Below are 15,818 nucleotides of genomic sequence, written 5' to 3'. Positions count from 1 at the left end.
CGCTAAGGCGACTTTGGAGCCGTCGATTTTTTTAGCCATGCGCCCTTTCCAAACGCAGTGCAGGAATAATGGTGCGGCATATGATTGTTTTTTATTCTTTAGGGGTACTCATAATACCTTTAAAACACATTATTTTAAAAGTTATCTACAAATTTTTTAATAATATAAATTCCTAAAGAATAAAAAAATAATACTATTAAGTAGTTATTTTCTACTAAAATAGGATTATTTTTATTAATCTCGGTTTTAAATATGTGTTGATATATGCAATAAGTAAAGTGACATTGTAATTGAACTTATTTAGCTAATCAACAACTTCTATTATATTATTTTCTACACCTATAATACTTTTTTTATTCAAAATATAATCTTCTATTATATTAATTGCATCCCTACTTATTACTTCTCCTGGACAAACTAAAGGTATTCCTGGTGGATATGGTATTATCATATTTTTAGATATTTTTCCTTCACTCTCTCCTACTTTGCGATAAGTTCCTTTTAATTTAAATACCTCATGAGGTTCTAATTTTTTATTTGGAACAAGATTATAATATTTAGCATTAACATCGCTATTATTTTTTAATACTTCTATATCTAAATTTTCTATGACCTTAAAAATATATTCAAAATCACCTTCAGTATTAAACGGAGATAATATTAAAACTACCCCTCTTGAAAAACTCATTTCAGCTTGTATTTTATTCTCTCTTAAATAATCCAGAAATTTATGTCCACTATACCCACTTGGTAATAACATTACATATCTTGTTATATCTATATCATATTCAAATTCTAAGTCTTCTTTAGAAAGTATATACGTTTTATTTAAAGAATTAATTTTATCTTTCCATATTTGGCAATTGCATATTAATTCTTTATAATCATTCACTCCATATTCATCTAAATAATGTCTTGAATAATCTAAAGAGGCCATAATTAAATATGATGGTGAAGTGCTCATAAAAGTTTTTAAATAAAACTCTATGCTTTCACTATCATTATTAACCAAAAGGTATGCCCCCTGTGTTAATGCTGGCAAAGTTTTATGTGCACTTAAAACAACATAATCAGCTAGATAATATATATCTTTAGGTAACTTATCACTTTGTCCAAAATGTGCTCCATGAGCCGCATCTATAATAATATTTAAATTTCTTTTCTTTAAATCTTTTAAAATTTCTTCAATATCATAAGTTATTCCAAAATAATTTGGATAAGTTAAAATTATTCCTTTAGGATTATTGCAATTTTCTAATGCCTTATATATGTTTTCTTTATTTGGAGGTAAAAATATATCTTTTTCAAGATCTACTATTGGTTCAATATATCTAACCTTTAATTTTCTTAAAATTAATGCATTGTATATAGATTTATGACAATTTCTTTCTACTATAACCTCATCACCTTCATCAAATGCATCAAATATTGAAGCTAAATTTCCACAAGAGCTCCCATTCACTAAAAAATAAGCTTTTTTTGAATTATAAGTTTTACTAAGTAACTCTTGAGCTTCTTTTATGACCCCTTCAGGACAATGAAGATTATCCAAAGGATCTACTTCCGTAATATCAAAAAATCCTAAATTTTTCGCAAATTCCTTTCCAATATCATCTTTTAGAAAACCTAAGCCAGCTTTATTGCCAGGCATAGAAAGCAATAAATTCTTTTCTTTATGATATTTTATCAATTCATTTAACAATGGAATACGTTCTTTCATATTGTTCCCTTTCCTTTATATATTTTAACTAGTAGTTAAGAGTGTAATATAAAGCTTGTGGACTGTGAAATTTACTTTAAGAACACTAATAATGAATATAGTCCTATTTTAGCTTGCTCCCAATATGAAATTAGTACAAGCAGTAAATGTGACAATATTCATTAAGAGTTCTAAAAAGCAAATTTCAATGCCACTACGCCATTATATTACACTCTTAACTTTTCTTAAAATATAATAATGTTAGTAAATATTATCTTTAAGATATAATTTCTATAGATGAATTTTTTAATGTTTTTATTGCTATATCAAATATATCTTCTTTTGTTATATTATCTAAATTTTCATTTGTATATACTTTATAATCACCAAACATAGTATCGTAAGTTGAAATTTCTTTTGCTAGTACAATACTCTTTTCTTCTTTAAACAATTTTTTAAGTTTATAAGACTTTACTAACTGTTTTATATCTTTCATCTCAATGCTATTTTTTAATTCAGCAAGTTTATTGATACATTGTTTTATTAATTCTATAGATTTACCTACATTTTCTTTTGATGTACTAAATGTAATTTTATAAAGTTTTATGTATTTTTCATGAGCAATATTAGTAATAACATCATAAACAAGTCCATTTTTAGTTCTTAATGTATCAAAAAGTAATGAATTTACGCCTTGTCCAAAATACTCATCAAATACCCTTAATAAACTAATCTCATTATCATTTAGTTCATGTATAGAAAAAATCATTTGAACCTTACAAGTTTTTAAACCTTCTCTTACATTTATAAATGTATTTTCAACATTATTTTCATAATAAACTTCTTCTATTATTTTAATTTTCTTTTCCCATAATCCGAAATATTTTTCTACTAAGTTCTTTACTTCTTCAAATTCTAGTGAAGATATTACAGCAATAGACGTATTTCCTGGAAAATAATATTCTTCATAAAACTTCTTAACATCTTCTAATTTTATAGATTTAAGTTGATCTTCAAGACCTATTATAGGATATTTTATTCTTCTATTTTGAAATGAATTTAAAAATAGCTTATCCTCGCAATATTGTTCAACTTCCTCATCCCATTCATTAAGTTCTTCTATTATTACATTCATTTCCTCTTTAAATCCATCCTCAACGAATTCTGGATTTATAATTATGTCGGAAAAAATCTCTAATCCTTTTTCAAGTTCATCACCAAGTAGAGTTCCATAATATATTACATATGGATAATTAGTCATAGCATTATGAAACCCAAATATAGAACTTAACTCTTTGTTTATTTGTGCTTCATTTCTATTTTTAGTATTTTTAAATACCATATGCTCTGTAGCATGCGCTATTCCTAAAATATCTTTTTCTACTCCTGCTCCTGCTTCTAAAGATATACATATAGAAGATAATTCTGATTCACTTTTTTTATATATTAACTTTAAATTATTTTCAAAAATATACTCTTGCAAAAGTCTTCCCCCTTAAAAAGTTATTCTTATGATTATTTATTTCAAGTTATATTTTAATATCTAAAGTTTAAATTTATTAACCTCTTCTGTAAGAATATTTGAACATTCTTGTAATCTATCAACTTCCTCACTTAAACTTCTCATACTTAATAATTGTTCTTTAGATATACTGCTAATTTCTTGCGTAGAAGCTGTTGTTTGTTCTGATGCTGCTGAAGTATTTTGAATTATATCTAAAATTGTATCCTTATTTCCTATCATAGTCTTATTATAATTTACAATTTTATTTATTATTTCTGATAAATTAAATAATTCACCTGAAAGTTTATTAAAGATATCTTCTGTTTCTACTACAGCTTGATTGTTTTCATTAACAACTGCAATATTTTCTTCTACTGAAATAACTGCATTATTAGATTTTTCTTGTATTGCATTAATTTTACTTCTTATTTCATTAGTAAATTTAGAAGTTTCTTCAGCTAGTTTTTTAACTTCTTCTGCAACCACTGTAAATCCTCTTCCGCTTTCTCCTGCTCTTGCTGCTTCAATGGATGCATTTAAAGCTAAAAGATTAGTTTGATTAGCAATTTCATTAATAGTATCAACTATACTACTTATTTCTTTCGAATTACTATCAACATCCATAACAATAGATTTTATGTTATTTGAAATCTCTCTATTCTTTTCAGAACAACTAGATAAATTATTCATAACACCAATACCATGTTCACTTAAAGTTCTTGTGTAATTTATTTTATCAAAAGTTACTATTGTTTCATCAGATATATTATCTATTTCATTACTTAAATCATTTATTTGAGAAACTTCTTCTTGAATATCTTCTGATTGCTTTTGAGAACTACTAGCTATTTCTGATATTGCATTTGAAATTCCATCTAACGAGTTAATAGACATTTCTGTAGTATCAACTAATTTGTTAGAGAAATCATTTATTTCATTGGATGTATTTTGTATTGATGCAACCATTTTTCCAAGAACAATTCTCATATTTAAAATAGATTTAGATATACTACCTACTTCATCTTGTTTTAACGCATATTGTTCCAATAATTTATTTTCTGTTAAATTTAAATTGCTTATATCATCAATAATTCCCATAAGATCTTTTAATGGTTTTAAACTTTTATTTAAAAGAATAACTAATACTACTGTAAGTAAAGCTAATGATATAACAGTAATTACTATTTGTACTTTAGCAAAATCATTTATAACTGAGCTTATTCCGCTAATAGGTATTCCTATATCTAATGATCCATATAATTCTCCATGAAAATTTATTGGAACCATTATGTCATATGCCCAAATTTTTTGAACATCTGCATAAAATTTACGTGCTGTTGTTTTTCCTTGTTGAACTGCATTTACTGTGTAATCATCATCGTATACTTTTCCAATTTTTTGTTCATCGCTATGTGCTACTGCTTTGTTATTTTTATCAACTACGACAATGTATGTAATATTATCTAATTTTGCTTTTTTATCAACTATTTCTTGTAATTTTTCAATAGGATTATCTTCATTCTGAATTATGTATTCAACTAAAGAATTCATTTCATTAGCTACTTCAATAGATTTATCTAGTAAAACATCCGTCATGCTATTCTTTATATTAAATATGCTTATTATAGTTGTTAAAGAAAAAATAACCAGAAGCGATACTAATATAACTCCTGTAAGTAAACTTTTTATTGATTTTTTAATAACTCTGTCATTTTCCATTTCTTGTCCCCCTATATACTCTTATTTTTTAATTATCGAACATATTTTAGCATAAATTTATATATTATATATTTTTTATCTATTAAAGTTACAATTTAGCAAAAATATTATGTTAGATTCCATAAAAATCATATTAATTTTTATGAGAATCATATTATATTAAATAGTATAAAAATAGGACTGCTATATAATAAAATAATTATTATATAGCAGTCCATTAATTTTATTACTCAGCTTTAAGAGCTATAGCACATTCAATTCTCTTCTTTTGCATTTTACATCCTATTTCATATGGAATCTTCATATCTCCATTGAAATTAAAGTTGTTAGCTTGACAACCACCACTACAGTAGAATTTAGCCCAGCAATCTCTACATTTAGGTTTATTATATATATGTGCTTCTTTAAATTTCTTTCCTAATTCTGAATCATAAGTATCATCATATATAGTTCCTAATTTAAATTCTTCATTTCCAACAAATTGATGACATGGATAAACATCTCCTTGAGGAGTTATTGCTACATATTCAAATCCTGCACCACAACCTGAAATTCTCTTATAGACACAAGGTCCGCCTTGAAGATCTATATTGAAATGATAGAAGTTAAATTCATCTTTTCCTTCTCTCTTTCTCTTAGCCATTTCTTCATATAGCTTGTCATAATTTTTGAAAATAGTTTCTAAATCTTCTTCTCTTAATGAAAGAGAATGTTCATCTGGTAAAACTACTGGTTCAATTGATATTTCATCAAAACCTTCATTGATCATAGCCATAACATCTTCATAAAAATCTGTGTTATTTCTAGTAAATGTTCCTCTAACATAGAAAGTTTTACCCTTAGTTCTTCTTTTTATCATTTCTTTTATATTAGGAATTATATCATCATATGATCCACTTCCATCAGCTTTAATTCTAACATTATCATTAACACATTTTCTTCCATCTAATGATAATATTATATTACCCATTTCTTTATCCATGAAATCCATCATTTCTGGATTTAAAAGAGTAGCATTAGTTGTCATTGTGAATCTTATGTTCTTATTCCACTTCTTTTCATTGTCTCTTGCATATTTAATTATATCTTTTATAGTGTCCATTATCATAGTTGGTTCTCCACCAAATAAATCTATTTCTATGTTTTTTCTTGGACCACTTCTCTTAACAACATAATCAATTGCTTTTTTAGCAACGTCAAGACTCATTACGCCTTTATGTCCATGATATTCACCTTCATCAGCAAAACAATATTTACATCTTAAGTTACATCCATGAATTATATTTAAACATACAGCTTTTATGTAATCTCTATCATCCATAGAGCTATGAGCTATATCTTCATATTGATCATTAGAATAAAGTATTCCATTATCTATAAGTTCAAGTATTTCATCATATGCTTCTGAAATAACATTTTCTTCATATTTATTATTTAAAGTCTTAATAAGTTCTTCTTTAGATTTTAATTTATTATCATCAACTAAATCATATACTAATTCATCAACTACATGTACTGCACCTGTATTTACGTCTAAAACAAAAAAGTTTTCACCTTGTTTAAATTTGTGTATTAAAGACACTGTTTTTTCCTCCTAAATATATAAAATAAAAAAGTTAGCAGTAACTATCTAGTTACTGCTATTAAGGTATATTAGTTTTCACATTCTAAGTTTGCAACTGTGCAAGATGTCTTACATGCTGATTGACATGAGTTAGCACATTCTTTGCATCCTGGCTTACATAAACTATTTTTTATGTTTGTTTTATTGATTGTTTTTATGTGTTTCATTATAAAAACACCTCCATTTAAAAATATACGGTGTTATTATACCATAATACTCTAAGGTATTAAAGGACAAGCTTACCACCTTTTTAATATATACTCAAATTATAGTAACATTATTCTCCTAAGAACTGCATTAATAATAAATTTATAAATTATTTAGTATAAAATTTATATAATTATCACATAATATATAAATTGCTTAAAATATTAATTTAAATAATTCAATAAAAATAATATATAATAACAAAAAAGGTACCTGAAAAATTCATCAAGTACCTTTTTAGCAATACTGTTATTTTATAATAAAATTCTACTTAAAAGTTCATTATTTCTCTTTATAAATTCATCCATATCTTCTGGACTTAATTCCTTATTAGCTATTTTAGCTAAATCAAATATGTGTTCACAAATGAATTTAACATCTTCTTTTTTAGAATCATCTTCATATAAACTTATAATCTTTTTAACAATAGTATTATTGTTATTTACTACTAAAGTTTTTTCTTCATCAAACATTCCTGCTGGCATATTCATAGCTGCATACATTTTGCTCATTTCAGCCATTCTTCTTGACTGTTCAGATATTAATATCATAGCAGGAGTTCCTGCATCCTTTAATCCCTCTACTGATATATTCTTTATCTTTTCACCAAGAGTAGATTTAAACATTTCCTCTATTTTTTTATTTAATTCTTTTACTTCTTCAGTGTTAGAATCTTCATCAGATTTTAAAACATCTGATATATCTGAATCTATTCTAGTAAATTGTACTCCACTTTCTTTCATTTCTAAGAAAGATATTAAATGATTATCTAAACTTGCATCTAAGATGATTGCATCTAATCCATATTCTTTAAATAATTTTATATATTGAGATTGTTGTCTTACATCATTTACATAGAAAACTTTATTTTCATGCTTTTCTTTAGCTTTTTCTAAATAATCTTTTAATGTAACATATTCATCATTAATAGTTTTAAATATAATTATATCTTTAATTTTTTCATAGAATTTTTCATCTCTTAAACATCCATACTTAATGAATATTTGTATATCATTCCAGAATTTATTATATTCATCTCTACTATTTTTAAATAATGATGTTAGCTTATCAGCTACTTTTTTAACTATATGATTAGATATTTTAGCTACATCTTTATCATTTTGTAAAAAGCTTCTTGAAACATTAAGAGGTAAATCTGGACAATCTATTGCACCCTTTAAAAGTAATAAAAATTCTGGAATTACTTCTTTTATATTATCAGCAACAAAAACTTGATTGTTATAAAGCTTAACTTGACCTTCTGTAGCTTCTAATTCATGTTTTAATTTAGGGAAATATAATATTCCTTTTAAATTAAATGGATAATCCACATTTAAATGAATCCAAAATAGCGGTTCATTGAAATCAGTAAATACATGTCTATAAAAAGCTTTATATTCTTCATCAGTACATTCGCTTGGTTTTTTCATCCAAAGAGGATGTGTATCATTTAAAGGTTTTGCTTCTTCTGGTGTTATAAGTTCTTTATACTCAGTTCCATCTTCATTTTTCTTTGTTTCATATTTAGGTTCTTCTTTTACCTTGTTTTCATCTTCTAAATATATTTCTATAGGTAAGAATGAACAATACTTAGTAATAATAGTTCTAAGCTTGTATTCATCTAAAAATTCATTACTATCTTCATTGATATATAAAGTTATTATTGTACCTCTTTCATTTTTAGAATCCGAGTTAGAAATCTCAAATTCAGTACCACCTTCACATATCCATCTTGTAGGTTCTGAACCCTCTTTATATGATAATGTATCAATTTGAACTTTATCAGAAACCATAAATGCTGAATAAAATCCTAGTCCAAAATGACCTATGATATCACTACCTTCATCCATTTTATCTTTGTACTTCTCTACAAAATCTTCTGCTCCTGAAAAAGCTACTTGATTTATATATTTTTTAACTTCGTCTTCTGTCATTCCAATTCCGTTGTCAATAAATTTAAGAGTTTTTTTCTCTTTATTTACTATTACTGTAACCTTAAATTTTTCATTTTCATCTACATTTGCTTCACCTAAAGCTGATAATCTTTTTAACTTACTTATAGCATCACAAGCATTACTTATAAGTTCTCTAATGAAAATATCCTTATCCGAATATAACCATTTTTTAATAATAGGGAATATATTTTCTGTATGAATTGAAATATTACCATTTTCTTTTATCATAAACTATCACTCCTTCTAATATCTCGTGTACTTGCTTCTTCACACTATATTTCTTTTTATAGTGAATATTTTATTAACACAACTAAATATTGTCAATGTTTAAAAAATGAATACTTTTTCTAAAAATCTTAATTATCTTAAACCATTCAGTATAAATCTAAGTTTTTCTTCAATTTTGACTTTCTTTGACCTTTGTTTACTCTGAATATTTTCCCATTTACCCATTAATATAGTTTAACTTCGTTCAATCCTTACCTTGCTTCCCCCTTTTCCTGATTCTGCTGAAGTAAGTATTAACTTTACAGGCACTCTATTTTTAATAGACTCAACATGACTGATTATACCTATTTTTAATTTATCATTATGCAATCTTTCTAACGAACTCATAACTACTTCTAATAAATTATCATCTAATGTTCCAAATCCTTCATCTAGGAAAAACAATTCTAATGGTGCTGTTCCCTTAAGCTGTATTTGTGATGATAATGCCAATGCTAATGCTAGTGATGTTAAAAATGTTTCTCCTCCTGATAAGGTAGATGCATCTCTTTCAGCACCTCCATTTTTATAATCTCTTATTATAAATTTTCCATTTTCATCTACTTCCAATCCATAAGTTCCATTAGTTATTTCCTTTAATTTTTTAGATGCTTCCATTGAAATATATTTTAATTGAGTAATAGCAACAAACTCTACAAACTTCTTACCTTTAAATAATTTATCTAAATCATCTAGCAAAGCTAATTTATGATCAATCTTTTCTTTTTTGATTAATAAATCCTTAAGCTCTTTAAGTTTATTGTCTATAAATTTATATTCTTCTTCTAATTTAATTTTAATTTCATTTAATGATTCAAATTTTAGTTTCTTTTCTTTTACACTATTTTGAATACTTATCCATTGTTGTTCTGTAACTTCTCTATTATTTAATTTTTTAACTAAGTTCTCTATTGCTCCTTTGATTTTAGATAAATCTTCTTTATATTTTTCTATCTTTGCCTTTAATATTTCAATGTCATTAAGTTCAATAATATTTGCTTTTACTTCTTCTATAGATTCAAAATTTTCACTTTTTAAACTTTTATTTAAATTTTCTTTTTCTATTTCACATCTCTTTATAATCTGATTTTCCTTAGCTACTATTGAAATAAATTCCTCATTACATTTTTCATATTTAATACAAATTATGTCTTTCAATTCATGAATTAATTTAAATTCTTTTTCTATACACTCTATTTCTTTTTTTATAGAATCTAATAACATAAACAACTTATTTCTATCAATATTATTTGAATCATCAATTAAATTAAATTCTTTTTCTAACTTATCTTTTATTATTTTTATTTTTTCTTCTCTATTTTTATTTTTTTCATTTAATGATGTACGTGCATACGTTCCTTCTTCAGTAATTAAGTTTAAATTTTCTTGTACTTTATCCTTTTCTTTAATTAAGGTTTCAAGATTAATTCTAAATTCTTTTATCTTCTTTGATAAAATTTCTCTTTCTTTTTCTATATTAACTATCTCTTGACTTTTTTTATTAAAATCACTGACATTAGTTTCTCTTATAATAATATTTAATTTTTCATTTATATTGTTAAGTTCTCCTATATCAATAGCTAATTCTTCATTTATCAAATTTACTTGTGTTTCTTTTTCCTTTATTAAAGTTGATATTCTTTCACTATCATTTTCCAATTTATGATTCTCATCTTTTAGTTGTATAAGTGCATTTTCTAACACTTCTTTTTTTGCATCATAGTTTTCTATATCTTTTTTCAACCTATTAAATTGACCTTCTAAATCCTTAGGTACTACGTTTTTAAACTCTTCTCCTAAATTTTCTATTTGAAGATTTTTCTCTCTAATTTTATCTTCCTCAGAGTTGATTTTAGTATTATATATTGTTATGTCTTGTTCCAATACTTTTAAGTTAATTTCATAATCATTAATTTTATTATTTAATTGATTTACTATATCATCATCTAAATCATCTATTAACTTATCTTTGCTTTTTATACCATGTTCTAATGATCCACATACCGGGCATGCTTCACCATTCTTTAAATTCATTCTTATTTTAAAAGCTAAATTTTCTATTTCACATTTTTTGTATTTTTCTTTTAAGTCTAATAATTCATTATCAATACTAGATTTTTTATCTTTATCTTTTTTTAATAATTCTTCTAATTCTTCAATTAATAATTTAGATTTTTTTATTTCATCAGAATATTGATTGAATTTTTCCCACTTTTCATTACAATTAGTTAGATTTTTTTGAAGTATTAATAAATCTTCCTGGTTACCTGGACAGTGTTTAATCAAGTTTTCTAATTCATCCTTGCTTTTATTTAATGAATTAGACTTTACTTTATATATTTTTTGTAACTCATCAAAATTCACTTTTAAATTTTCTATTTCTTTATTTATATTCGTTAATTTATCTTTATTATTACTAATATTTTTTTCAAATAAACTGTATTTTTCAGTGATTAAAAGACCATCTTGAATCTTAACTTTTAATTCATCATCTATTTTTAAGCTTTCAAATTTTTCTTCCAATTCCTTGATATTAATAGTTGTATTTTTAATACTATCCTCTATAATTAAACTATTATTCTTTTCTTTCTTATATTTTTCTCTTAATACTTGAACCTTTGAAGAAATTTCTTCTATTTCTTTATCTAAAATATCTAACTTATTTTTTTCTTCTATTACGTCATTTATTTTTTGTTCTCTTAATTTTAATTCTGGTATTTCTTTATCTTTTTTTTCTGTAATTTCTAATAAATTTTTTTCTGAATTTTCTTTTTCAACCTTCAATTTTTTAAAGTTTATTTCTAATCTCTCTTTTTCTTTTTGAGTCTCATTGCCTTCATTTAAAGTATTTTCATATGCTAATACATATGGATTAACCTTTAATGCAGCTTCCGCAAGTTTAATCTTAATTTTATCTTCTTCTATTTCACTAGATTTATAATTTAAAACTTTTTCTTGTTCTTTATAAGAGTTTAATTCAAATTGTAAATTCCAAATTTCTTCACTAGATTTATATTTTTTCTCTATATCTTTTAATTCATTATTTGCATTACTTAATTGATTTTTAGCACATTCTAGTTCTTCATTTTTTAAATTAAGTTTTTCACTGCTAACTTCATCATAACCTTTTAATTCTCCAGTTAGAAGATTACTCTCTGTTTTTTCTTTACCTATTTCTCTAGATAATTTTACCGAAAGAATATTTCCATACTTTTGAAGATTAAATAATCTTTCAAGCATCTCTCTTCTACTTTTTCCTTCAAGCTTTAAAAATTCACTAAATTTGCCTTGTGGCAATACAACTGTTCTAGTAAAATCCTCTAATCCAAGACCTATTATTTCTTCACATTTTTCAGTTACTTTTTGAGCTTTATCAGCTAAAACTTCTTCTATTTCATTGGTTTTATCAATTATTTTAGCCCTTGAAGTTCTTGGATTACCAGTTTTATTATCACGTTTAAATTCTCTACTTACAACGTATGTTCTCTTTTCTATACCTGATATTTGAAATTTAAAACTTACATTTAATGAATCACAATTAGTATTTATATAGTTAGAGCTTTTTCTTGAAACCTGTCCATATAAAGCTAATGTTATTCCATCTAAAATAGTTGATTTTCCACTACCTGTAGGTCCAAAAATCCCAAAAAATCCTCTTTCAGTCAACTTATTAAAATCTATCTTCTGCTCTTCTATAAAACTATTTAATCCCTTAATCCTAAGCTCAATTGGTCTCATCTTCTTCACCTACCTCTGACATTATATTTAAAAATAACTCAACAACTTCCGTGTCTGCTTCAACGCCTCTTTCTTTCTTATAAAAATCCTTAAATATTTCATCAAAAGACTTTTCTGATATATTCTTAATATCTTCTTCCTCATCATTTATTTTAATCTTAGGAATTATCTCTAATATATCTTTCTTAAAATCTTTCATCTGCTTTATTTCATCTTCTCTTACATATCTATCAGTTTCTATTTCAAGATAAACAAAGCTTTCTCTTTCTGAGTTTTCTTTACATTTTAATATTGCTTCATCAATATTAGTGCATTTCCATATTTCAATAGGCTTATATACCTTTAAATCAATGTCTTGTATATTAGGCTCTTCATTGCATTTTACATCTACAATAAAACACTTCTTATCAAAATTTATTTCTTTTCTATTATAATGAATAGGTGATCCACAATATCTTGCTCTTTTATTAGTACCAGGAACAATTTGTGGTTTATGAACATGCCCTAAAGCTACATATTGAGCTTCATGGGGAAAACATCCTCCATCTACTATATAGCTTCCCCCTAACTGAATACTTCTTTCTGAACCACCTTCTTCACTCCCCATAGCAAATAAATGTGATGCAACTAAATTAATCGTATCTTTTCTATAATGTACCTTAAGAGAATCAAATAATGAATGTATTCTATCGCTATAAGACTTCACTCTATCTTCTTCATTGTCCATTTCTCCATATAAAACTTCATTTAATCTTTTTTCACTAGGATATGGAACAGTTAATATAACAGCTTTTTCATCATTTATTTCTAATTCAACATATCCTTCTCCAGACTCTATAACTTTATGATTTCCATATTCACCACATTGAACTATGGTTTTAGGAGTACCAACCATAATTATTCCATGATCTCTTGCAAGAGGACCTGCTGATACAAGTCTTTCTGGACTATCATGATTGCCTGATATAACTAATGTAATTCTCTCGCCATTAGATGATATTTTTTTCAATGTATCATAAAACATTTTTTCTGCTCTTGCTGGGGGATTACTAGAATCATACACATCACCTGCAATAATAACTAAATCTATATTATTTTCTTTAACTAACTTAGCAAAATCATTTAAAAATAATTCCTGCTCATCCATTCTACTTTTTCCCTCTAGGTTTTTACCTAAATGCCAGTCACCAGTATGTAATATCCTCATCTTTACCTCCCAAAATTAATATAAATATTTAATTAAAACATATCTTCTTAGTCCACCATATTTTAATTTATCTTTTCCAACTTTATATCCTATTGATTCAAATGTATTTAAACTAAATTTATTATAAGGAGAAACTGTAGCTGTCATAATTGAAATTTTATTATTTAAAGCTATCTTCTCTAAAATTTCACAAAGAATTTTTTGAAGTTTATTTCCTCTAAAATCTTCTCTAACTATTGTAACTTCAACTTGACCAATCTCTAAAAGTTTTTCTCCCTCTATATCTAAATCATAACCATAATTCTCTTTTTCATATCCTAATTTTCTATATACACCTAAAGCTATTAATTCATCTGAATCTAAAGTAAAATATCCTATAGCTTTACCTTCCCCTTGCATATATTCTATAAATTCTTCTTTTGTTGATAAAACATATAATTCTTTATCTTCTAATGATTTATCTACATATTCTTGTAGTTCCATTATTTTTTCAATATAGCTTTCATCCAACACTTTTAATTGTGCTTTTATATTAATACCATCTTTTCTTTTTAAATCTATTATATTTTTCATTTTTTGCTCTCCACTTCATTTATATAAAGAAAAAACGCACTAAAGATGCTGTGCGTACTTTATATTAATTTTATAATAAATTCTATTCATATACAATTTTATATAAATTTAAATTAATATTATTTAAAAAATTATCCACAAATTTTTTAATAATATAAATTCCTAAAGAATAAAAAAATAGTGTATTGATTTAATAAAAACCAATACACTATTTTTTAGATATTAAATATATATTATTTTTAGTTACTGTGAAGAGTTACTCTTATTATTGAACTTTTTTAAAGTTTTTATTCATATCAAAATATTTTTTTATTCCAGTAATGCTAACAATAGATAAGCTAGTAATAATACTAACCGCTGCAATAATTTTTCTATTTTTAGAATTTCTCTTTATTAAATGATATTTACAGTATTTTTCATCCTCTTCCACAGTATTACAACATTCTTTAATTTTACACTTCATAAATACTCCTCCTTTTATTTTGCGCTATATTTACGCAAATTCCCTTACCCATAAAATATAGCCTATTTTTTTAATATGTTTTTTATAAATTTTTTTGAGTTATGTACCATTTGGTTTATATTTACTATTTTCGTTTCATCTAAACTTTTATTTATAGCATTATCTTCTTTAAATTTATGATTCACATAATTTCTTCCATATAATAATTGATGCTGCCAAGAGTTCTCTTCATTTTCAGGAGGCAACCAATTATATATTTTATTTTCGTCTATTATTTCATCTAAATTCTCTAACTTTATAAATAAATATTGTAATTTTTCTTCTTCTATACCCTGAGATATTTTTAAATCTATTAATGTTTTTATTCCTTTTTTTAAATAAACATAATCTTCACATAATTGATTTAACTTTCTCTCTACATTTTTTTCTGAATACTTAGCAGAGCCAAAATTTTTTTCAAAAATATTTAATTCGTCCCATTGTACAAAAAAGTTAACTAGATTTATAAATTCTCTTAAAATACTATCTAATCCTATATTTAGTTTACTTTGAGCCATAAGTTGAATAAAAGTTTTTCTTTCTTCATGATTTTCTAATATTGACTGTTCAAAATCTTCTAAAGCTGACATTATATTAGAATATCTATAATTCCTTTGACTTTCCTTAATATCTTCTAGTAAAAAATTTACATCTTTTATTTTATTCTCTAATCTATTAAACTGTTTATTAATTATAAAATCACTAAAATCTTTCTTACAACTTTTAAACATAATTTTATCCACCTTAAATATATTTTTTAATCTTTCTTAGTTTTTAATACAATAATATCATAATTATTTTTTATATTAAGTCACATTAAAAT

At 24.8% G+C, this 15,818-nt stretch carries 11 protein-coding genes; all 11 read right to left on the bottom strand.

Annotated features, from left to right (window positions below; all coding sequences use genetic code 11):
• Positions 1–304: 304 nt before the first annotated feature.
• On the bottom strand, positions 305–1,720 hold the full coding sequence (locus RGC78_RS07140) for an aminotransferase class I/II-fold pyridoxal phosphate-dependent enzyme (RefSeq protein ID WP_252217001.1): 1,416 nt from the start codon (positions 1,718–1,720) through the stop codon (positions 305–307).
• A gap of 256 nt (positions 1,721–1,976) precedes the next feature.
• Complete coding sequence (locus tag RGC78_RS07135) at positions 1,977–3,182, bottom strand: M16 family metallopeptidase (RefSeq protein ID WP_309556309.1); 1,206 nt, start codon at positions 3,180–3,182, stop codon at positions 1,977–1,979.
• A gap of 60 nt (positions 3,183–3,242) precedes the next feature.
• Positions 3,243–4,922: a methyl-accepting chemotaxis protein gene (locus RGC78_RS07130; RefSeq protein ID WP_309556307.1), complete on the bottom strand. Its 1,680-nt coding sequence runs from the start codon at positions 4,920–4,922 to the stop codon at positions 3,243–3,245.
• A gap of 226 nt (positions 4,923–5,148) precedes the next feature.
• Positions 5,149–6,504 (bottom strand): thioether cross-link-forming SCIFF peptide maturase, encoded by a 1,356-nt coding sequence (gene scfB / locus RGC78_RS07125; RefSeq protein WP_252225530.1) that lies wholly within the window; start codon positions 6,502–6,504, stop codon positions 5,149–5,151.
• A gap of 71 nt (positions 6,505–6,575) precedes the next feature.
• The gene (scfA, locus tag RGC78_RS07120) at positions 6,576–6,713 is read right to left on the bottom strand and encodes a six-cysteine ranthipeptide SCIFF (protein WP_003371542.1); all 138 of its coding nucleotides are present in this window, start codon (positions 6,711–6,713) and stop codon (positions 6,576–6,578) included.
• 294 nt (positions 6,714–7,007) lie between these two features.
• On the bottom strand, positions 7,008–8,936 hold the full coding sequence (htpG, locus tag RGC78_RS07115; RefSeq protein WP_252225531.1) for a molecular chaperone HtpG: 1,929 nt from the start codon (positions 8,934–8,936) through the stop codon (positions 7,008–7,010).
• 234 nt (positions 8,937–9,170) lie between these two features.
• Positions 9,171–12,713 carry an SbcC/MukB-like Walker B domain-containing protein gene (locus RGC78_RS07110; protein ID WP_252212081.1) on the bottom strand — a complete coding sequence of 1,181 codons (3,543 nt, stop codon included), beginning with the start codon at positions 12,711–12,713 and terminating at the stop codon, positions 9,171–9,173.
• Positions 12,700–13,920, bottom strand: coding sequence for an exonuclease SbcCD subunit D (locus RGC78_RS07105; protein WP_252212080.1), 1,221 nt, complete (start codon positions 13,918–13,920; stop codon positions 12,700–12,702). The genes RGC78_RS07110 and RGC78_RS07105 overlap by 14 nt, the downstream gene beginning before the upstream one ends.
• 15 nt (positions 13,921–13,935) lie before the next feature.
• Positions 13,936–14,493, bottom strand: a complete 558-nt coding sequence (locus tag RGC78_RS07100; RefSeq protein WP_252212079.1) for a GNAT family N-acetyltransferase — start codon at positions 14,491–14,493, stop codon at positions 13,936–13,938.
• A gap of 265 nt (positions 14,494–14,758) precedes the next feature.
• Positions 14,759–14,956 carry a hypothetical protein gene (locus RGC78_RS07095; RefSeq protein WP_252212078.1) on the bottom strand — a complete coding sequence of 66 codons (198 nt, stop codon included), beginning with the start codon at positions 14,954–14,956 and terminating at the stop codon, positions 14,759–14,761.
• 62 nt (positions 14,957–15,018) lie between these two features.
• The gene (locus RGC78_RS07090; protein WP_252212077.1) at positions 15,019–15,726 is read right to left on the bottom strand and encodes a hypothetical protein; all 708 of its coding nucleotides are present in this window, start codon (positions 15,724–15,726) and stop codon (positions 15,019–15,021) included.
• Between the last annotated feature and the right edge of the window lie 92 nt (positions 15,727–15,818).

Source organism: Clostridium aquiflavi (assembly GCF_031344075.1).
Taxonomy (GTDB): Bacteria; Bacillota; Clostridia; order Clostridiales; family Clostridiaceae; genus Clostridium; species Clostridium aquiflavi.
Note: the sequence above shows the minus strand (reverse complement) of the source record. Positions and strands in the feature narration are given on the sequence as shown.